This window comes from Marinobacter iranensis (genome assembly GCF_029207565.1).
GTDB classification, from domain to species: domain Bacteria; phylum Pseudomonadota; class Gammaproteobacteria; order Pseudomonadales; family Oleiphilaceae; genus Marinobacter; species Marinobacter iranensis.
On the sequence record NZ_JANCMW010000013.1, the window covers coordinates 65,688 to 86,031 of the forward strand.

The following is a 20,344-nucleotide window of genomic DNA, read 5'->3' on the forward strand; positions in this document are numbered from 1 at the left end:
CGGCTTGTTAACAATCAGGGAGACCAAGCGTGTTCGAGCTTTTGAAAGCCGGTGGCATCCTCATGGTGCCAATTCTTGCCTGTTCAATTCTTGCCCTTGCCATCATTCTTGAGCGTTTCTGGACGCTCAGGCCATCCAGGGTGACGCCCCAGCACACCATTAATGAACTCTGGCGCTGGATCAAGAAAAAGGAGCTCAACAGCCGTAAACTAAAGGCATTGCAAGCGTCGTCTCCCCTTGGTCGGATCCTTGCGGGCGGGCTGATGAACGCCAAGCATGGTCGCGAGATCATGAAGGAAAGTATTGAGCACGAAGCCAGCCAGGTTATCCACGAATTGGAACGCTTCCTGAACCCGCTGGGTACGGTTGCGACCATTACACCGCTACTGGGCCTGCTCGGAACGGTCATTGGCATGATCAAGGTGTTTGCCGAGATCCAGCTTGCCGGAGTGGGTGACGCCGGCAATCTGGCCGGTGGTATCTCCGAGGCGCTGATTACCACGGCCTCAGGTCTCAGTGTGGCGATACCGGCACTGATCTGCCATCGCTATTTTATCCGTCGTGTAGATGAACTGGTGGTGGGCATGGAGCAGGAAGCCATCAAGCTGGTTGAAGTGGTGCATGGCGACCGCGAAATTGACGTGGAAGGAGCCTGAACACCGTGAAGTTCAAGCGCCAGAGAAGTCAGGAAGTCGGGGTTGACCTGACGCCACTGATCGATGTGGTCTTCCTGTTGCTGATATTCTTTATGGTTTCCACCACGTTCACCCGTGAGAGCCATCTCAATATCGAACTGCCGGAAGCCAATGGTGAACGGTCGGACTCCGAGGCTAAGCTGATTGACGTGGTGATCAACGCGGAAGGGCAGTACATCCTCAATGACCGCACACTGGTGAATAACCGCCGGGAGACCCTGGAGCGGGCCGTTCGCGAGCTTGCGGTAGACGACACCTCGCTGCCGTTCATCATCACCGCCGACGCCCGTACCCCCCACGAGTTCGTGGTACGCGCCATGGATGTTGCCGGACGTCTTGGATTTTCCAAGCTCAGCATCACCACCGAGCGAGAGGCTGAAGAGCCGTGAGCGAGGCCACGTCAACAGCGGAACAGGTTCCGCAACGGGCAACGAACTGGGCAACCTACAAGCGCCTGTTGGCGTACGTGAAGCCCTTCTGGCTGGCCTTCTCACTGGCCGTGGTCGGTAACATCATCTATGCGGCGGCCTCCACGGGTATGGCGGCGGCAATGGAATACGTCATTACCGCCCTGGAAAATCCCACTGATGAGAACCGCATCCAACTGACACTGCTCATTGTGGGTGTGTTCGCCTTTCGCGGCGTGGGCACCTTCATGAGCCAGTACTTTATTAGTTATGTGGGGCGACAGGTTATCAACGCCCTGCGGCAGCAGGTCTTTGACCGGCTACTCAGCCTGCCTTCGCGTTATTTTGACAACAATGCCTCCGGCCGGCTCGTTTCAAAGCTGACGTTTAACGTGGAGCAGGTGGCGGAAGCTACCACCAACGCCGTCACCATCACCCTGAGGGAAGGCCTTACCATCCTCGGCCTGCTTGGCTTCATGATCTATACCAACTGGAAGCTGACATTGGTGTTCATGGCAGTGGGGCCTTTGATTGCTCTTGTGGTCAGCTATGCCAGTAAGCGGTTTCGCAAGATCAGTAAGCGAATCCAGAGCTCCATGGGAGATATTACCCATGCGGCTTCCGAGTCCATCAGTGGTTACAGGGTGGTTCGCACTTTTGGTGGCGAGCATTATGAGCGGGATCGTTTCCGTAAGGTAAGCGAGAAAAATCTGGAGCAAAGCCTGAAAATGGCCTCCACCCAGGCCATCAGCATTCCGGTTATCCAGGTGCTGGTGGCCATTGCCATAGCCGCACTGGTGTGGACCATGCTTGCTCCCGAAATTCGCGGTGAAATGAGCACGGGTCAACTGGTGGCCTTTATTACCGCGGCAACCACCATGGCCAAGCCCATTCGCCAGGTGACCTCCGTGCATGCCAAGATCCAGCGCGGCGTAGCCGCGGCACACGATGTTTTCGGAACCATGGACGAGGAACCGGAACATGACCCGGGCACTTATGCTCCTGAGAGGGTTAATGGCAACATCGAGTTTGACAACGTATCTTTCCGCTACCGCGATCAGTTGGAGGATGTGCTCAAGGATATATCCCTGACCATACCTGCTGGCCAGAGTGTGGCGCTGGTGGGGCGATCAGGGAGTGGCAAGTCCACGCTGGTCAGCCTGCTGCCGCGATTCTACGAATACACCGGCGGAGATATACGGCTGGATGATCATTCCCTGAAAGAGTTCAGCCTGGAGGCCTTGCGGGCGCAGATCGCGCTGGTGACGCAGAACGTGGTGTTGTTCAATGACACCATTGCCGCCAATATCGCTTATGGCGCCCTCCGACACTGCAGCCGTGAACAGATCAAGGACGCGGCCGCCAAGGCTCACGCCCTGGAGTTCATCGACCGAATGCCGGAGGGTCTGGATACCATGATCGGCGACAACGGTGTGATGCTTTCCGGCGGCCAGCGCCAGCGGCTGGCCATTGCCAGGGCCCTGCTGAAGAATGCACCGGTGCTGATCCTGGACGAGGCTACCTCCGCCCTGGATACCGAATCCGAGCGGCACATACAGGATGCACTGGAAACCGTTATGCGTGGCCGGACGACGCTGGTTATTGCTCACCGGTTGTCCACCATTGAAAAGGCGGATCGCATCCTGGTGATGGACGGCGGAAGAATCGTCGAGTCCGGTCGGCACGATGAGCTGTTGGCCCAGGGAGGCGCCTACGCCCAGCTTCACCAGATGCAGTTCAGCGAGCAGGCATGACCACGCTGGTGGAACGGTTATGGTACAGCGGTAAACGCCCCCTGTGGCCGTTGTATCCGCTGGTCTGGCTCTACCGCACCATTGCAGAAAACCGTCGCCGCCGGGCCTGGCAGGCCATGAACGAAACCATTCCTGTTCCCATCGTGGTGGTGGGGAACATCACCGCGGGCGGCACCGGAAAATCCCCCCTGACAGCGGCCCTTACCAGCCTGCTCCGAGAGCATGGCTGGCAGCCGGTGATCCTCAGCCGGGGTTATGGCGGTAAGTCTGATCACTACCCGTTGCTGGTGACCCCCGACACTGACGCCGATATTGCCGGCGACGAGCCCGTGATGCTGGCGGCGCAATCCGGTTGCCCGGTTGTGGTGGACCCGGACCGCAAACGGGGCGCCCTCTGGTCGCTGGACCAGCAGCTGGGTAACATAATCGTGTGTGATGACGGGCTCCAGCACTACCGGTTGCCCCGGGATATTGAACTGGCCGTTTTCGATGTTGCCCGTGGCTTTGGTAACGGCGCCCTGATTCCCGTCGGCCCGCTGCGCGAGCCGCTGGACCGGCTGGAGTCCGTAGATTTTGTGATAACCAATGGTGGCCTGCTGGAAGAGCTTGAGCACGAGCGTCAGTTCGCCATGACCCTGGCACCAACGGAGCTACGCAACCTCGTTACCGGGGAAACACTCTCCCCGGATCGCCTGCGTGGCCGTCGGGTCAGGGCCGTGGCGGGCATCGGCAACCCTGGCCGGTTTTTCGATACACTAACGGCGCTGGGGGCGCAGGTCAGGCCCGCTGCCTTGCCCGATCATCACCGCTTTACGTCCGCCGACCTTCACTCGGAGGAAGGGGAGTGGCTGGTAATGACGGCCAAGGATGCAGTCAAATGTCAGGATATCGCTCCGGATAACGCCTGGGTTCTGACGGTGACGGCCAGCCTTCCCGGGCCGTTCACCGAGGCATTCCTGGCCTGCGTCAACAACTGCGGTAAATCGCTGGATACCAATGACACTGTGAGATCGCACCATGGATAAAAAATTGATGGCCCTGCTGGCGTGCCCCGTCTGCAAAGGGGATCTGAAACTCAACGAGGCCAAGACCGAACTCATCTGCTACCAGGATGCAATGGCATTTCCGATCCGTGAGGGGATACCGGTCATGCTCGCCACTGAGGCTCGAACCCTGACGACCGACGAGCGACTCTACAAACGCTGACAGGAAGCCTGTATGACCTACACCGTTGTCATCCCGGCACGCTACGCTTCCACCCGGTTGCCGGGCAAGCCGCTGGCGGACATTGCCGGTAAGCCCATGGTAGAGCACGTCTACGAACGGGCTTGTGAAAGCCAGGCTGGCCGGGTGGTTATCGCCACGGATGATCCTCGTATCGAAGCGGCTTGCCGGGCCTTTGGCGCGGAAGTAGTTATGACCTCTGCCGATCACGCCAGTGGTACCGACCGCCTTGAAGAGGTGGCCCGGAAGCTGGGCTTTGGGCCGGACGAGCGGGTGGTCAACGTCCAGGGTGATGAGCCCCTGATACCACCGGAATTGATTGACCAGGTGGCGGCAAACCTGGAAGCCCACCCTGACGCCGCTATCGCCACGCTCTGCGAACAGATCTCGGATCCCGTCAGCGTGTTTAACCCGAATGTCGTGAAAGTGGTTTTTGACCACCGTGGCATTGCCCATTACTTCAGCCGTGCACCCATCCCCTGGGCAAGGGATGCCTGGCAGGCCGTGGCAGGTACAACAGTATCCGGGCGGTTGCTACCGGCTGGCGTGAGTTACTACCGTCATATTGGCATCTACGGTTACCGCGTCAGTCTCCTGCGGGACTTCGTTACCTGGCCGCCCGCACCCACTGAAATGACGGAATCCCTCGAACAGTTAAGGGCGCTGTATAACGGTGCCCGAATTCATGTGGAAGAAGCCTGCAGGGTACCGCCGGCTGGTGTTGATACCGAAGAGGATCTTGAGCGCCTACGGCAAACGATGGCAAAAAAGCAAAAGGAGGGCGGAAACCCATGACTGCGCCGGTTAGGGTACTTTTCGTCTGTCTCGGCAACATCTGTCGCTCGCCCAGTGCCGAGGGTGTTTTCCGTCAGGTGGTTCGGCAGGCCGGGCTTGAAGATCGAATTACCATTGATTCCTGCGGTACCGGGCACTGGCACGTGGGTAAGACTCCGGATAGCCGGGCAATCGAGGCGGCCCGCAAACACGGGATCGATATTAGTGATCTCCGGGCCCGTCAGTTCAGCAGTGAAGACCTGGACAGGTTCGACTACGTGCTGGTGATGGACCGACAGAACCTGGCGGACGTGCGCGATGTCTGGCGCCAGAACGGCGGTACCGAACCGGCCCTGTTTCTGGGGTTTGGCAGCTCCGGCCATGATGAGGTTCCGGACCCCTACTACGGTGGCGATCAGGGCTTCGAGCATGTACTCGACCTGATCAACGAAGCCAGCGAAAACCTCCTGGAAACTATCCGGGAGCGATTGGTTTGATTAGTCCCGGGGATATCAGGAAAAACGTGTCCCTTGGCACTATGAACAGCCTCGGTATTGATGCCAGGGCGAGGTATTTTGTGTCCGTGCGTTCCGTGGGGGCGCTTCGGTGGGCCCTGGGCTGGGCATCTGAGGCGTCTGTTGAACCCCTTATCCTGGGGGGCGGCAGTAATCTGGTGTTTGCCGGTGATTTTCCGGGGCTGGTGATCCGCGTGGCGATTGCCCGCCGCTGCTGGGAACAGGTCGACGGCGATGAGGCCACGCTGGTGCTCGGAGCTGGTGAAAACTGGCATGAAAGCGTTTTGTATGCAGCCTCGTCCGGCTACCGGGGTATCGAAAACCTGGCGCTGATCCCAGGTACCGTGGGTGCGGCACCGGTGCAGAATATCGGCGCCTACGGCACTGAGCTTCAGGATACCCTGGTGGAAGTCAGCGCCCTGGACCGGCAGACCGGCAATGAAGTCGTACTCACCAACAGCCTGTGCCATTTCAGCTACCGCGACAGCGTATTCAAGCAGGAACCGGGGCGCTATGTGATAACCACCGTCCGGCTGCGCTTGTCCCGTACCCGGCCATTCTCATTGGATTACCGTGATCTTGCCGACTATTTTGCCGGCCAGGATATGCGAAGCCTGAACCCACTTGCTGTCGCCAACGCCGTGATGGCGGTACGCCGCCGCAAGTTGCCCGATCCGCAACAGCTGCCCAATGCCGGCAGTTTTTTCAAGAATCCGGTTGTGCCATTGGCAACCTGGGAATCACTGAAACAGCGTTATCCCGACATTGCCGGCTACCCCGGTGATGACAGTGCCAAGGTGGCGGCGGCCTGGTTGATCGACCAGTGTGGCTGGAAAGGGTATCGCAATGGCAAGGTGGGCGTTCACAACCGGCAGGCATTGGTGCTGGTGAACCATTCCAACGGCAGTGGCCAGGACGTGCTGGCACTGGCGGACCGGATACGCGATGACGTCGAGGCGCGTTTTGGCATCGTTCTGGAAATGGAGCCGGGAGTGATTGGCGCAAGCCAGTAGCGAAGGCTTGCGCAATCGTTCTCCATCACCCCCTACTTTTTGGCCGTTGCCTCAGAGCCCGTTGCGGGGAGAAGCGCTGATCAGGAAGGGCAGTGCCTCTGCCAGCGGGATATCCTGTTTATCGGCATCCCGGCGGCCCTTATATTCCAGGGTTTCCGCTGTCAGGCCGCGTTCAGACACCACGAACCGGTGTGGAATGCCAATCAGCTCCATATCCGCGAACTTCACACCCGGGCGTTCATTTCGGTCATCCAGCAGCACATCGAAGCCAGCCTGGCGAAGCTGCTCGTAGAGCTTTTCGCCCGCTTCCATCACCGCCGGTGATTTGTGGGCGTTAAGTGTCACGATGGCGACTTCAAACGGCGCAATGGGTTCCGGCCATATGATGCCCTTGTCGTCGTGGTTCTGCTCAATGGAGGAGGCCACAATCCGGGAAACACCAACACCATAGCAGCCCATTTCCAGAGTGGCGCTTTTGCCGTTTTCATCCAGTACGGTCGCGTTCATGGCCTTGCTGTATTTGTTGCCTAGCTTGAAAATATGCCCGACTTCAATGCCGCGACGAATTTCCAGGGTGCCTTTCCCGTCAGGGCTGGGGTCGCCTTCCAGCACATTTCGCAGGTCTTCAACCCGGCCCAGGGGCACATCCCGTTCCCAGTTTACGCCAGTCAGGTGGTAGCCCTCCTTGTTGGCGCCACAGACAAAGTCCGCCAGGTGCGCGGCGCTGCGATCAACGATAACCGGCGCAGGAAGGTTCACAGGACCGATGGAGCCGGCCTTGCAGCCAATGAGCTTTTCGATTTCCTCGTCCGTGGCCATGGTCAGCGGTTCGGCCACGCCGGGCAGGTTTTCGGCCTTGATTTCGTTGAGGGTGTGGTCCCCCCGCAGAATCAGCGCGACCAGGCCACTGTTGCCGTCCTCGTCTTCTTCGGCCTTGACCAGCAGGGTCTTGAGGGTGGTGCTGGCATCCACGTTCAGGAAGCGGGCGAGGGCCTCTATGGTTCGCTGCTCCGGGGTGGCCACTTCCTTCAGTTCCTGGGAGGGCGCTGGCCGGTCACCGGAGGGGGCCACGGCTTCGGCCTTTTCGATGTTGGCCGCGTAGTCACTGCCGGTGCTGAATACAATGGCATCTTCGCCGGAAGAGGCCAGCACGTGGAACTCATGGGAGGCGCTTCCGCCAATGGCACCGGAGTCCGCTTCAACCGCGCGGTAGTCCAGGCCCAGGCGATCAAATATGGCGCAGTAGGTGCGGTGCATGACGTGATAGGTGTCGTTCAGTGACTCGGCATTCACGTGGAAGGAGTAGGCGTCCTTCATAATGAATTCCCGGGCGCGCATCACGCCGAAACGGGGGCGCCGCTCATCGCGGAATTTGGTCTGGATCTGGTAGAAATTCGCCGGCAGTTCCTTGTAGCTTTTGAGCTCGTTGCGGATCAGGTCGGTGATCACCTCTTCGTGGGTCGGGCCGAAGCAGAAATTCCGGCCATGGCGGTCGTTCATCCGCAACAGTTCACCGCCGTACTGCTCCCAGCGGCCGGATTCCTGCCACAGCTCCGCCGGCTGTACGGCGGGCATCAGCACTTCCTGGGCGCCACTCTTGTCCATTTCCTCCCGCACGATACGCTCAACCTTGCGAAGTACCCTCAGCCCCATTGGCAACCAGGAGTACAGGCCGGAGGCGAGTTTTCGGATCATCCCTGCCCGGAGCATCATCTGATGGCTGATGATCTCGGCGTCTGCAGGCGTTTCTTTCTGGGTGGCAATCAGGTAACGGCTTGCTCGCATTGTGATATCCGTAAGCGGTTGAGAAAGGGTTCTTTATTTATCCTATAGTGCCCGCTATTGTACGGAGCGATTACCACAAGGTACAGATGGACATAAGGAGCGTAGCGAATGACACTGACCGCAGCCGAAGTCGAGGCCGTTATAAGGGCGGGTGTGCCCATGGCCGAGGATATCGGGTTTACTGTCGATGAGGCGCGGGAGGAAGGATTTGCCCGCACCCGACTGGTTTTCTCGGAGCGCCTGATCCGCCCCGGCGGTACGCTTTCAGGGCCCGTTCAGATGGCACTGGCGGACGCTTCGATGTACGCGGCGGTGATGGCGGCCATCGGGCAGGTGGAGATGGCGGTAACCAGCAATCTCTCCATAAACTTCCTGCAGAAGCCGGCGCCGGACGACCTGTTTGGCGAGGCCATGGTGCTGCGGATGGGGCGGCGGATTGCCTTTTGCGAAGTCCGGTTGTTGTCCGGGCGAGGGGATGAGCAGAAACTGGTCGCCCATGTGACTGGCAGCTATGCTTTACCGTATAACCGCGACTGAAGCAGGGGATATGACCGAAGAAACCGTAAACGTTACACCCCGACGGCAGCCGGTACAGGCGAGAAGCCGGGAGCGGGTCAACAACATTCTCAGCCATGCGGCGGCGATCTTTCACGAGGTAGGTGTCGACGCCACCAGTATGTCCGCCATTGCCCGCCAGTCGGGCATGTCACTCGCGTCACTCTACCGTTACTTCCCGAACAAGGCTGCCATCGTAAAAGCCATTGCCGAGGGACACGTTGAACGCATGGAAACGGCTTTGCGGGAACGGCTTGAAACCCTGGAACTGGTGGACGCTGTAGATGTGCTGATCGACCTGTTCTATGAGTTCTACCGAACCGAGCCGGCTTACTCCGCCATCTGGAGTGGTGTCGAGTCCATGCCTGAGTTGCGCGACCTGGATATCCGCGAGCTATATAGCCATGCCCGGGACCTGGACAACCGTCTGAAGGAGGTCTGCCCCGGCATTCCGCAAGACCGTCGCTGGACGGCGAGCTTGATGTTGCCCCGCTCCGCCGGGACCGTTCTCAGGCTGGCAGCGACCTTGCCTGAGGACCAGGCGCGCTCAATGGTCAGTGAACTCAAGTGCATGGCCCGGGCCTATCTTGCCGAGCTCGTTCGGTAAAGGTTCAGGGCAATTCTGCAACAGGTCAGGAAAGATACCCAAGCGGCAGGGCCGTACTGTCGATGACCCGCCGAAGCACGAAGCTGGAATGCACCCCGCTGACCCCCTGGATACGGGTAATGCGATTCAGCAGGAAGTGGTGATAGTGGTCCATGTCCGGTACCACCACCTTCAGCATGTAGTCGGCATCCTGGCCGGTGATCAGGTAGCACTCCTGTACTTCCGGGTATTCACCCACCTGCCGCTCGAAGGCCGCGAAGCGCTCCGGAGTGTGCCGGTCCATCCCGATAAGGATGATGGCAGTGAGGGACAGTCCCAGTTTCTTGTGGTCGAGGATGGTTACCTGCCGCACAATTACCCCCGCGTCTTCCAGTGCGCGAACCCGTCGCAGGCAGGGGGAGGGTGAAAGGCCCACCTTGTCGGCCAACTCCTGGTTGGTCAGGGAGCCATCCTGTTGCAATTGTTCAAGGATATTGCGGTCGATCTTGTCGATTTTGATAAGTGCTTTGGCGGATATTGACATAAAATGCCGATCTTCTTTTAATACATGAAATAATATGTCCATTCTGCGTCTTCAAAGGGAAAAAAAGCAATCATTTTCCCCACATGAAGCGTTATCCTGATTCACAGTCAATGAATTCCCAGTAGAACAGCAAGGAATCACCCCTATGGCATTTGATCATCGTAAATACGTTGCGTTCACGCCGGTGGCGAAAACCAATCGCCGCTGGCCGGACAAGGTCATCACCACGGCCCCGCGCTTCTGTGCGGTGGACCTCCGGGACGGCAACCAGGCGCTGGTAAAGCCGATGTCGGTGGCCCAGAAGCAGCGGATGTTCGATTTGCTGGTGAAACTGGGGTTCAAGGAAATCGAGATTGGCTTTCCCGCCGCGAGCCAGCCGGATTTCGATTTCTGCCGCAAACTGATCGAAGAGGGCCGGATTCCGGAAGATGTGCATATCCAGGTGCTCACCCAGGCCCGTCCGGAACTGATTGAGCGCACCTATGAAGCGTTGAAAGGCGCCCGCAAGGCCATCGTGCATGTGTACAACTCAACCTCCACGGTCCAGCGGGAGCAGGTATTTGGCATGGACCGGGCGGGCGTGAAGGACATCGCCGTGAACGGCGCCCGGATCGTCAAGGCCAATGCCGCCAAGTATCCGGATACCGAGTGGACCTTCCAGTATTCGCCGGAAAGCTTCACCGGCACGGAGCTGGATTACGCGGCGGAAGTGATTGATGCAGTGAACGAAGTCTGGCGCCCGGACCAGGGCCAGCCGGTAGTGATCAACTTGCCGGCCACCGTGGAAATGGCTACGCCCAACGTGTTTGCAGACCAGATCGAATGGATCTGTGATCATGTCCGTTACCGTGACCACATCAGCATCAGCGTTCATACCCACAACGACCGTGGTTGCGGTGTGGCAGCTGCAGAGCTGGCGGTTATGGCCGGGGCAGACCGGGTGGAAGGCACGCTGATGGGCAATGGTGAGCGCACAGGCAATATGGACCTGGTAACCATGGCCATGAACCTCTATTCCCAGGGCATCGACCCCACAGTGGATCTTTCCGGCATGGCCGAGATCACCGATGTGGTGGAGGCCTGTACCGAAATATCCACGCACCCGCGCCATCCTTACGCCGGGGAACTGGTATTTACCGCCTTTTCCGGCAGCCACCAGGATGCCATCCGTAAATGCCTGGCCAGGCGCAAGGAAGGGGAAAGCTGGCACGTGGCCTACCTGCCCATTGATCCGCGGGACCTTGGCCGCCGTTACGAAGAAGTGGTTCGCATCAACAGCCAGTCCGGCAAAGGGGGGGTGGCCTATGTGCTGGAGCGGGACTACAACATCAGCCTGCCACGCTGGTTGCAGATTGAGTTCAGCAAGATGGTTCAGCGCGAGGCGGAAACCAACGGTGGCGAGATCGATTCGCTGACCATTCACAAGTTGTTTGAGGAGCGCTACCTGACGGTGGCCAAGGCCTGGGAGTTGAGATCCTATGACCTTCACCGTGACGATGAGGGAGTCAATGCCGTTGTCCGTATCGGGGCCGAAGACAGCCCGGTTACCCTGAAAGGGCACGGCCTTGGCGCGGTGGAAGCTGTGTCAGCGGCACTGGAGTCGGAATACGGTGTGACCCTGGCGGTGGAAGCGTATGACGAATTTGCCCTGGGGGAAGGTACCAATGCCAACGCCCTTGCCTGTATCCGGGTGACGGTGGATGGCCAGCACTGCAGTGCGGCGGCTCTGGCGGAGGACACTACTTCTGCGACACTTCAGGCGCTGTTCTCGGCGGTATCCCAGGTGGTCGATCGTGATCGGCAGCAGGTTTCCAGTGAGGAATCGGTAGAGGCGAACGCCTGACAAAGAAAAAGCCGGCATTTGCCGGCTTTCCCAGATTCCCTGTGCCCGTGAGGGGCATAGGGCGGGGTCGCATAACCTCAGACCGGGGTTACGTTCTCCGCCTGGGGACCTTTCGGGCCCTGGGTTACGGTAAACTGCACCTGTTGACCTTCGGTCAGGGTGCGGAAGCCGCTTGCGTTGATTGCACTATAGTGAACGAAAACGTCACTGCCACCGTCCTGGGCAATAAAGCCAAAGCCCTTGGACTCGTTAAACCACTTTACGTGGCCTGTTTTTGTATCTGACATTGATCTTTCCTGTATTTCTGAAATTTTGCCCTCACGGGACCATCGGTGTTCCTGTGGGATTACCGGTGCTGTAAAAATTCAGAAAGTACTGAGGAAAGGGGCAACGAAGAGCACTTCGGCAGGACGTTGAAACGCATTCACCAAATACCGCTGTATTTTCACAGCAATTTCAGTATAGACCGAGTTGGGAGTCCGTCAACGCTTTTTTTAGCACTTTAATTAAGTTTTTTAAGCCGCAAAAACAACAAGTTGTCATAAGCTTGTCACCAAACAGGCACGCTTTCACGAAGCTGGCTCCACTTGGTGACAGGCCATCACTGTCGGTTTTTGAACTGTTCGCTGATCTCTTCCAATATCGCCGGATCGTCGATGGTGCTGGGTACCGAATAGGTTTCACCATCAGCAATCTGGCGGATAACGCGGCGCAGGATCTTGCCGGAACGGGTCTTTGGCAATCGGTCCACTACCAGCGCCCTGCGGAAACAGGCGATGGCACCGATTTTCTCCCTGACCATCTCAATCAGCTCGTCCTCGAGTTCGTCGTGGTCAATCGTCGCACCGTCCTTGATCAGAACAAGGCCCACCGGAACCTGGCCCTTCATGCCATCGTGGGTGCCCACCACGCAACATTCCGCGATAGCCGGGTGGGCTGCAACCACTTCCTCCATCTCGCCGGTGGACAGGCGGTGACCAGCTACGTTGATGACGTCATCGGTACGCCCCATCACGAACACGTAGCCGTCATCATCCACAAAGCCACCGTCGCCGGAACTGTAGAAGCCGGAAATGGGTTCCAGGTACGTTTTGCGGAATCGGTCGTCATCGCCCCAGACAGTTGTCATGCAGCCAGGAGGCAGTGGCAGCTTTACGGCTATCTGGCCCTGTTCGCCCGCCGGAACCTGGCTGCCTTCCATATCCACTACCTGAACGTTGAAGCCGGGTGAGGGAAGCGTGGCGGAACCAGGTTTTGTCGTCATCATTTCGATGCCCACCGGGTTGCAGCATATCGCCCAGCCGGTTTCAGTCTGCCACCAGTGATCCAGTATTGGCAGGCGGGTGTGCTCCTTCAGCCATTCATAGGTGGGCGGATCGAGGCGTTCGCCGGCCAGGAAAATGCGTTTCAGGGAGCTGATATCGTAACGGGACAGCTGATCGGCCTCCGGATCTTCCTTGCGCACGGCCCGGAAGGCTGTCGGGGCGGTAAACAGGAGGTTCACGCCGTGGTTCTGGATCACGCGCCAGAATGCGCCAGCGTCCGGAGTTTTTACCGGCTTGCCCTCGTAAAGGATAGTGGTGCAGCCAGCAAACAGTGGCCCGTAAACAATGTAGCTGTGGCCAACCACCCAACCTACATCTGATGCAGCCCAATAGACGTCTCCGGGGCTGGCGTCGTACACCAGGTGCATGCTGTAGCGCAGGGCGACGGCGTGGCCGCCATTGTCGCGGACAACGCCCTTTGGCTTGCCAGTGGTTCCGGAGGTGTAGAGGATATAGAGCGGATCGGTGGCGCGGACAGGTACCGGATCAATCGGGCTGGCCTGACTGACCAGTTCGTTCCAGTCGAAATCCCGGCCTTCCCGTAGTGTGGCCTGAACCTGTGGGCGCTGGAATACAATGCAGCATTCCGGCTTGTGTTCAGCCTGGTCAATGGCCTTGTCCACCAGGGGCTTGTACTCAATGACCTTCTTCACCTCAATGCCGCAGGATGCCGTGATCACGGCCTTGGGTGTGGCATCGTTGATGCGAACAGCCAGTTCGTGGGAGGCAAAGCCGCCAAACACCACGGAGTGGACAGCGCCAATACGGGCGCAGCCGAGCATGGCGATCACTGCTTCCGGGATCATGGGCATGTAGATAATGACCCGGTCGCCCTTGGTGATGCCGCGATCCTGGAGGGCTCCGGCAAAGGTTGCTACCTCCCGGGTGAGCTCGTTGTAGGTGTAGGAGCGGGTGGTGCCGGTTACCGGGGAGTCATGGATCAGTGCCTTCTGCTCGCCACGGCCGGCACGAATATTGGCGTCCAGTGCTACATCCGAGGTGTTGAGGATGCCATCGGGAAACCACTGTCCGTGGCCATTGTCGGTGGCTTGCCAGATGGTCTTTGGCGGTTCCATCCAGTCAATGGCCGACGCTTTCCCGCGCCAGAACTCTTCAGGCCTGTTGATTGATTGCCTGAACTCGGAATGGTAGTCCATAGCATCCACCTCGCATCGCTATTGTTGTTGTGTTTTGCATTACCCACAACTTTAGGCGCTTTGCGGTGTAGGACTACTAGACCATAGGCTAAGTTTCTGTCTTTTTGACAGTTATTGGCTATCGGAATTGATTGAGGTCACGTTTGCTTCAAGGTGACCGCTGGCAACCCGGGCGGTGATTTTGTCGCCGGGCTGAAGGTCCCCGGCATGGCGAACAATCTCGCCGTTTTCCTGTTGTACAATCGCGTAACCGCGCCCGAGGGTTGCCAGGGGGCTGACGACATGGAGGGTCTGTGCCAGGTGCTCCAGGCGCTCCTGACGTTGGGCGATGGCCTGGCCTGCCACCCGTGAAAGCCGCTCGGAAAGCTGACTGATGCTTTTTTTGCTCTCTTCCAGGCGCTTGGCGGGTGATTGCATCCGCAGACGCTGGCCGAGATGTCCCGCCCGCACCTTGTCCCGTTCGAGCCTCTGTTTCATGGCCTTGCCAAGGCGCAGGTCGAGCTCATCCATGCGTTGCGCCTTTTCCATCAACTCCCGCCGCGGGTCCCTGAGCCTCGCGGAAAGGTGTTCAAGGCGGGTCTCCATACGCTTGAGGGCGCGGCTGGCGGCACCGGCCAGGCGCAGTTCCCGCTCCCGCAGTTGCCGCAGCCAGTCCTGCTGGTCCGGTGAGATTTTTTCCGCAGCGGCGGAGGGTGTCGGCGCCCGCAGGTCAGCCACGAAGTCGGCAATGGTGACATCCACTTCGTGGCCAACCGCACTCACTGTTGGCAATGGGCATGCAGCAATGGCTCGGGCAACGGCTTCCTCGTTGAAGCACCAGAGATCCTCCAGCGAGCCACCGCCGCGGCCAATCACCAGTACATCGGCAACGCCGTGGCGGGTTGCCCGGTCAATGGCGCGAACAATATCGGCTGTCGCCGCCTTGCCCTGCACGGCAGTGGGATAAAGGGTCACAGGTATGGCCGGGCATCGCCTTGCCAGTACGGTCAGGATATCGTGGATGGCAGCGCCGGTTGGCGAGGTGATGACACCGATGTGCCGGGGCGTGGTGGGCAACGGCTTCTTACGGGCGGTATCGAACAGGCCTTCCTGCTGAAGTTTCCGCTTCAGTTCCTCAAAGGCCTGCTGCAGTGCGCCAAGGCCGGCCGGCTCGATATGCTCAACAATAATCTGGAAGTCGCCCCGGTTTTCATAGAGGGTGACCTTGCCGCGGATACGTACCTGTTCGCCTTCCTTCGGGACCTCTTTCACCCGCTGGTTGAAGCCCCGGAACATGGCGCAGCGTATCTGGCACTTGCGGTCCTTCAGGGAAAAGTACCAGTGGCCTGATGAGGGGCGGGAGAAACCGGACAGCTCGCCCTCAACCCAGACCTGCATGAAGCTGGCTTCCAGAAGGTGGCGGGCCTGGTGATTCAGTTCGCTGACGCTCAGTGCCCGGGGCCGGGAATCCTGGAAGCCGCTGTCCAAGGGAGGTGCTCCTCGTTGCCGTATACGCATATGCCGAAAATTGGAGGGTAAAAATAGCGAAAATTCAAAAAGATGCAACCCGGTAGGTGAATAACGCCGGTTTACTGTCAACCAAGGCCCATTTATAATAGGTCGATTAAGGATTTTGCTTTGCCGCACCTTGCCGGATACGGCACCGCAATCCTCCAATCTAGCATGTTCAAAAGGCGGATCCCAATGCTGCGAATTGCCGAAGAAGCCCTCACCTTTGACGATGTACTGCTCGTTCCAGGACGTTCAGAGGTCCTTCCTCACCAGGTCAGCCTGCAAACCCAGCTGACCAAAGGTATCACCCTGAATATTCCGCTGGTATCAGCGGCGATGGATACCGTTACCGAAGCAGACCTGGCTATCTCCATGGCGCAGGAGGGTGGCATCGGCATCATGCACAAGAACATGTCCGTTGAAAAGCAGGCAGCCGCGGTTCGCAAGGTGAAAAAGTACGAGAGCGGCGTAGTGAAAGACCCGATCACCGTCACGCCGAACACCACGGTTCGGGAACTGGTGGACATCACCATGGCCAACAACATCTCCGGCCTGCCGGTGGTGGATGGCCGGGATCTGGTGGGCATCGTAACCGGCCGGGATATCCGTTTTGAGAGCCGGCTGGATACCCCGGTATCCGACATCATGACCGCCAAGGACAAACTGGTAACGGTAAAGGAAGGCGCCAACCTGGATGATGTAAAGGAACTGCTGCACCGTCACCGCATCGAAAAGGTGCTTGTGGTCAACGATGAATTTGAGTTGCGTGGGTTGATCACCGTCAAGGACATCCAGAAGGCGAAGGATTACCCACTGGCCTGCAAGGACGAGCAGGGCCGTCTTCGCGCCGGTGCCGCTGTCGGAACCGGCGGCGACACCGAAGCCCGCGTAGCGGCACTGGTGGAGGCTGGTGTTGATGTCATTGTAGTGGATACCGCCCACGGACACTCCAAGGGCGTGATTGATCGCGTTCGCTGGATCAAGCAAACCTATCCGGAAGTCCAGGTGGTGGGAGGCAACATTGCCACTGCCGAGGCAGCCATCGACCTGGCGGATGCGGGCGCGGACGCCGTCAAAGTGGGAATCGGTCCCGGTTCCATCTGTACCACTCGGATCGTCGCTGGTATTGGCGTACCCCAGATCACCGCCGTTTCCAACGTGGCGGCTGCACTGAAGGATCGTGGCGTGCCCCTGATTGCTGACGGCGGCGTTCGGTTCTCTGGTGATATTTCCAAGGCTATCGCCGCTGGCGCCTACAGCGTCATGATCGGCAGCCTGCTGGCCGGTGCCGATGAGGCACCGGGTGAAGTGGAACTGTTCCAGGGCCGTAGTTACAAAGCCTACCGTGGCATGGGCTCCATTGGCGCAATGGGGCAGGGCTCCAGTGACCGCTATTTCCAGGACGCCAGCAAGGGCATTGAGAAGCTGGTACCGGAAGGTATCGAAGGCCGGGTGGCCTGCAAGGGGCCGATGCGGAATATTGTTCACCAGTTGATGGGTGGCCTGCGCGCTTCCATGGGTTACACCGGCAGCGCCACCATGGAGGAAATGCGCACTAAACCGGAATTCGTCCGCATAACCAACGCGGGCATGCGTGAGAGCCATGTCCATGACGTGACGATCACCAAAGAAGCGCCCAACTACCGTATCGGCTGACCATTGTCGTTTCGGGCGCGGCTCACTGAGTGAGTCGCGCTTTTTCTTTCTGCTCCGAGGATTTCATGGCCCATAACATCCACGACCACCGTATTCTGATTCTCGATTTTGGCTCCCAGTACACCCAGCTCATCGCGCGCCGCGTTCGGGAGATCGGTGTCTATTGTGAGATCAAGGCCTTTGATATCACCGATCAGGAACTGAAGGACTTCAATCCCAAGGGTATTATCCTGGCGGGTGGCCCCGAGTCGGTCACCCAATTGGGCGGCCCCCGGGCACCGGAAGGGCTGTTCGAGAAGGGCATCCCGGTGCTCGGCATCTGCTACGGCATGCAGACCATGGCGGAACAGCTCGGCGGCCGTGTGGCAAGTTCAGAGAAGCGTGAATTTGGCTATGCCCAGGTCAAGGTGCGGGCCAAGGGCCCACTGTTGCAGGACATCACCGATCACCTGACCGCCACTGGCGACTCTTTGCTGGATGTGTGGATGAGCCACGGCGACAAGGTTGTTGTAATGCCGGAGGGCTTTGAGTTGCTGGCGTCGACGGAAAGCGCTCCCATTTCTGCCATGCAGGACCTTGAGCGCAACCTTTACGGGGTGCAGTTCCATCCGGAAGTGACCCATACCCTTCAGGGCAAGCGCATCCTCGAACACTTTATCCTCAATATCTGCCAGTGTGAGGCATTGTGGACTCCGGCAAAGATTGTCGATGATGCTGTCGAGCAGATCCGCAACCAGGTTGGCAGTGGCAAGGTACTGCTGGGACTGTCTGGTGGTGTTGACTCCTCCGTAACTGCGGCACTCCTGCACAAAGCCATCGGCGACCAGTTGACCTGTGTGTTCGTGGACAACGGCCTGCTGCGCCTGCACGAAGGCGATCAGGTGATGGACATGTTTGCCAGCAATATGGGCGTGAAGGTGATTCGCGTAGATGCGGAAGACCTGTTCCTGTCCAAGCTCAAGGGTGTGGACGACCCGGAGAAGAAGCGCAAGATCATTGGCAACACCTTTATCGACGTGTTCGATGAAGAAGCCGTCAATATCCGTGACGTGAACTGGTTGGCCCAGGGCACCATCTACCCGGACGTGATCGAATCCGCCGCCTCCAAGACCGGTAAGGCCCACGTTATTAAATCCCACCATAATGTGGGCGGTCTGCCGGAAACCATGAAAATGAAGCTGGTGGAGCCCTTGAGGGAGCTGTTCAAGGACGAGGTGCGTCGCATCGGGCTTGAACTGGGCCTGCCTTACGACATGGTGTATCGCCACCCGTTCCCGGGGCCCGGTCTGGGTGTACGGATCCTGGGCGAGGTCAAGAAGGAATACGCCGAGATCCTGCGTCGCGCCGATGCCATCTTCCTGGAAGAACTGCACCGTGCCGACTTCTACCACAAGACCAGCCAGGCCTTCGCGGTCTTCCTGCCGGTCAAGTCAGTAGGGGTCGTGGGGGATGCACGCCGCTATGAATACGTTATCGCACTGCGTGCCGTGGAAACCATCGACTTCATGACCGCACGTTGGGCGCACCTGCCATACGATCTGCTGGAAACGGTGTCGAACCGCATTATCAACGAGATTGAGGGCGTATCCCGGGTAACCTACGATGTTTCCTCCAAGCCACCTGCTACCATTGAGTGGGAATGATCCAGTCTATGCTGGGCGTTTCCATCGGGCCGCCTACTAATTTGAAGTTCGCCTTCTCATAGGCGCGGATGGCGCCGCAGTTGTCGGGGTGCGGGTCTATTCCAAGGGCCGGAGCACCCTTGTTGATCAAGGTTGAAGCGTGGCTTTCGAGCAATGCCGAGCCGTGGCCGATCCCCAGTAGTCGCCCGCAAGAACAAACCTCCGATTCCGACTGCTTTACCTCATCAAGACTCCCGATCAGGAGAAAATAGCGAACTGCAAGATGGCCAGCATGGGCGGCATTGAGTCGGTCGCCATGCCGTTCGAGCGTGATCAACGAGTCCCTTCAATTCGCGACAGATTTGTAACTCTCACCACCGGCCCATCGGTCATTAGACTTCCACTCAGCATAGAAGAAGACGGAAGAGGAGACTACAACTGCAGCGTTTCGGTGTCATGCGCCCGCCGAAGCGAATTGCACTCTTCCAAAGCGGCGCGTTCGAACTGAGCATGGAGCAAGACGATGACCGATCACAGAACCGCATCACGCGAAGAATGGCTCACTGAGCGACTGGAGCTGCTTGAAGCAGAAAAGGAACTGACCCGCAAGAGCGATGAGATAGCATGCCGGCGGCAGGCCCTACCGTGGGTCCGCATCGACAAAACGTATGCATTCCAGACTGACGACGGGAATGCATCATTGGCAGACTTGTTCCGCGGCCGCTCCCAGCTTCTCGTCTACCATTTCATGTTCGGGCCTGATTGGGAGGCCGGCTGCCCCACCTGCTCGATGATCGCGGACACCTTCGACAAATCTGCGGTCCACCTCGCGAACCACGACGTGATGCTGTGGGCCGTCTCGCGTGCGCCGCTCGAAAAGCTGCAAGGCTATAAGCGGCGGATGGGATGGACCTTCCCCTGGGCCTCCTCGAATGGCGACGATTTCAACTTCGACTTCAACGTCTCCTTCACGGAAGCCCAACAGCAGAAAGGCATCGACTACAACTATCGGGCTGAAGCGCCAACGAGCAACGCGTTTCGGTGGCGCCCTGGCGAGGAAGGCGGCGGCGACGCGGCTGAGGCCAAGCTCGCGGCCATGTGCGGTGTCGATGCACCAGCCTATCATCGCGACCGGCCAGGTATGAGCACATTCACGCTAGAGGATGGCGTTATCTACCACACCTATTCGGCTTATGCGCGCGGCGTGGATGCCTTCTTCGGCGTTTATCATTGGCTCGATCGGGCTCCCAAGGGGCGCAACGAGACTGGCATCTGGTGGCGTCGGCGTGACGAATACGACAAGACCTGAACGGTCAATTCCCCGATGTCCATATCTGCTACTACAGAGAGCAATGCGCGGATGCGGGGTCGGCTATCCTCGGAGTACCGACCCGATGG

The 20,344-nt window shown here is 58.7% G+C and carries 20 protein-coding genes; 14 read left to right on the forward strand and 6 right to left on the reverse strand.

The window, feature by feature from the left end; all coding sequences use genetic code 11:
• Window positions 1-29 precede the first annotated feature (29 nt).
• From NLU14_RS17730 to murB, 8 genes are read left to right on the forward strand one after another with little or no spacing between them, the layout of a single operon-like run.
• Window positions 30-656 carry a MotA/TolQ/ExbB proton channel family protein gene (locus tag NLU14_RS17730; protein WP_275709041.1) on the forward strand — a complete coding sequence of 209 codons (627 nt, stop codon included), beginning with the start codon at window positions 30-32 and terminating at the stop codon, window positions 654-656.
• A 5-nt stretch (window positions 657-661) separates the two neighbouring features.
• Window positions 662-1,084 (forward strand): ExbD/TolR family protein, encoded by a 423-nt coding sequence (locus NLU14_RS17735; protein ID WP_275709044.1) that lies wholly within the window; start codon window positions 662-664, stop codon window positions 1,082-1,084.
• Window positions 1,081-2,856, forward strand: a complete 1,776-nt coding sequence (msbA, locus tag NLU14_RS17740; protein ID WP_275709047.1) for a lipid A export permease/ATP-binding protein MsbA — start codon at window positions 1,081-1,083, stop codon at window positions 2,854-2,856. Before NLU14_RS17735 ends, msbA begins: the two co-directional genes overlap by 4 nt.
• Window positions 2,853-3,881, forward strand: a complete 1,029-nt coding sequence (gene lpxK / locus NLU14_RS17745; RefSeq protein ID WP_275709049.1) for a tetraacyldisaccharide 4'-kinase — start codon at window positions 2,853-2,855, stop codon at window positions 3,879-3,881. The genes msbA and lpxK overlap by 4 nt, the downstream gene beginning before the upstream one ends.
• The gene (locus tag NLU14_RS17750; RefSeq protein ID WP_275709051.1) at window positions 3,874-4,062 is read left to right on the forward strand and encodes a Trm112 family protein; all 189 of its coding nucleotides are present in this window, start codon (window positions 3,874-3,876) and stop codon (window positions 4,060-4,062) included. Before lpxK ends, NLU14_RS17750 begins: the two co-directional genes overlap by 8 nt.
• A 12-nt stretch (window positions 4,063-4,074) precedes the next feature.
• Window positions 4,075-4,875: a 3-deoxy-manno-octulosonate cytidylyltransferase gene (kdsB, locus tag NLU14_RS17755; RefSeq protein WP_275709054.1), complete on the forward strand. Its 801-nt coding sequence runs from the start codon at window positions 4,075-4,077 to the stop codon at window positions 4,873-4,875.
• Window positions 4,872-5,351 (forward strand): low molecular weight protein-tyrosine-phosphatase, encoded by a 480-nt coding sequence (locus NLU14_RS17760; protein ID WP_275709056.1) that lies wholly within the window; start codon window positions 4,872-4,874, stop codon window positions 5,349-5,351. Before kdsB ends, NLU14_RS17760 begins: the two co-directional genes overlap by 4 nt.
• The gene (gene murB, locus NLU14_RS17765) at window positions 5,348-6,382 is read left to right on the forward strand and encodes a UDP-N-acetylmuramate dehydrogenase (protein WP_275709058.1); all 1,035 of its coding nucleotides are present in this window, start codon (window positions 5,348-5,350) and stop codon (window positions 6,380-6,382) included. Before NLU14_RS17760 ends, murB begins: the two co-directional genes overlap by 4 nt.
• A gap of 51 nt (window positions 6,383-6,433) precedes the next feature.
• On the opposite strand, the gene NLU14_RS17770 is transcribed toward murB, so the two are convergent.
• Window positions 6,434-8,167: a proline--tRNA ligase gene (locus NLU14_RS17770; protein WP_275709060.1), complete on the reverse strand. Its 1,734-nt coding sequence runs from the start codon at window positions 8,165-8,167 to the stop codon at window positions 6,434-6,436.
• 108 nt (window positions 8,168-8,275) lie between these two features.
• On the opposite strand from NLU14_RS17770, the gene NLU14_RS17775 reads away from it, so the two are divergent.
• Both NLU14_RS17775 and NLU14_RS17780 read left to right on the forward strand, forming a co-directional pair.
• Entirely contained in the window at window positions 8,276-8,704 is a 429-nt protein-coding gene (locus NLU14_RS17775; RefSeq protein WP_275709062.1) for a PaaI family thioesterase, read from the forward strand.
• Between the two features lie 10 nt (window positions 8,705-8,714).
• On the forward strand, window positions 8,715-9,329 hold the full coding sequence (locus NLU14_RS17780) for a TetR/AcrR family transcriptional regulator (RefSeq protein ID WP_275709064.1): 615 nt from the start codon (window positions 8,715-8,717) through the stop codon (window positions 9,327-9,329).
• Between the two features lie 25 nt (window positions 9,330-9,354).
• On the opposite strand, the gene NLU14_RS17785 is transcribed toward NLU14_RS17780, so the two are convergent.
• Window positions 9,355-9,852: an Lrp/AsnC family transcriptional regulator gene (locus NLU14_RS17785; RefSeq protein WP_275709066.1), complete on the reverse strand. Its 498-nt coding sequence runs from the start codon at window positions 9,850-9,852 to the stop codon at window positions 9,355-9,357.
• A gap of 145 nt (window positions 9,853-9,997) precedes the next feature.
• Here NLU14_RS17785 and leuA point away from each other — a divergent pair, with 145 nt between their 5' ends.
• On the forward strand, window positions 9,998-11,695 hold the full coding sequence (gene leuA, locus NLU14_RS17790) for a 2-isopropylmalate synthase (RefSeq protein ID WP_275709068.1): 1,698 nt from the start codon (window positions 9,998-10,000) through the stop codon (window positions 11,693-11,695).
• Between the two features lie 77 nt (window positions 11,696-11,772).
• Here the strand turns inward: leuA and NLU14_RS17795 are convergent, their stop codons facing one another.
• The 3 genes from NLU14_RS17795 to xseA all read right to left on the reverse strand — a co-directional run bounded on the left by NLU14_RS17795 (window position 11,773) and on the right by xseA (window position 15,644).
• Complete coding sequence (locus tag NLU14_RS17795; protein ID WP_008169155.1) at window positions 11,773-11,982, reverse strand: cold-shock protein; 210 nt, start codon at window positions 11,980-11,982, stop codon at window positions 11,773-11,775.
• Between the two features lie 314 nt (window positions 11,983-12,296).
• On the reverse strand, window positions 12,297-14,177 hold the full coding sequence (locus NLU14_RS17800) for a propionyl-CoA synthetase (RefSeq protein ID WP_275709070.1): 1,881 nt from the start codon (window positions 14,175-14,177) through the stop codon (window positions 12,297-12,299).
• Window positions 14,178-14,288: 111 nt separating this feature from the next.
• The gene (gene xseA, locus NLU14_RS17805) at window positions 14,289-15,644 is read right to left on the reverse strand and encodes an exodeoxyribonuclease VII large subunit (RefSeq protein WP_275709072.1); all 1,356 of its coding nucleotides are present in this window, start codon (window positions 15,642-15,644) and stop codon (window positions 14,289-14,291) included.
• Window positions 15,645-15,860: 216 nt separating this feature from the next.
• On the opposite strand from xseA, the gene guaB reads away from it, so the two are divergent.
• Window positions 15,861-17,324, forward strand: a complete 1,464-nt coding sequence (gene guaB / locus NLU14_RS17810) for an IMP dehydrogenase (RefSeq protein WP_275709074.1) — start codon at window positions 15,861-15,863, stop codon at window positions 17,322-17,324.
• A gap of 65 nt (window positions 17,325-17,389) precedes the next feature.
• On the forward strand, window positions 17,390-18,967 hold the full coding sequence (guaA, locus tag NLU14_RS17815) for a glutamine-hydrolyzing GMP synthase (protein WP_275709076.1): 1,578 nt from the start codon (window positions 17,390-17,392) through the stop codon (window positions 18,965-18,967).
• On the opposite strand, the gene NLU14_RS17820 is transcribed toward guaA, so the two are convergent.
• Window positions 18,948-19,283 carry an N-acetyltransferase gene (locus NLU14_RS17820; RefSeq protein ID WP_275709078.1) on the reverse strand — a complete coding sequence of 112 codons (336 nt, stop codon included), beginning with the start codon at window positions 19,281-19,283 and terminating at the stop codon, window positions 18,948-18,950. The genes guaA and NLU14_RS17820 overlap by 20 nt on opposite strands.
• A 186-nt stretch (window positions 19,284-19,469) precedes the next feature.
• On the opposite strand from NLU14_RS17820, the gene NLU14_RS17825 reads away from it, so the two are divergent.
• Window positions 19,470-20,255: a DUF899 domain-containing protein gene (locus NLU14_RS17825; protein ID WP_275709080.1), complete on the forward strand. Its 786-nt coding sequence runs from the start codon at window positions 19,470-19,472 to the stop codon at window positions 20,253-20,255.
• The last annotated feature ends 89 nt before the right edge of the window (window positions 20,256-20,344 follow it).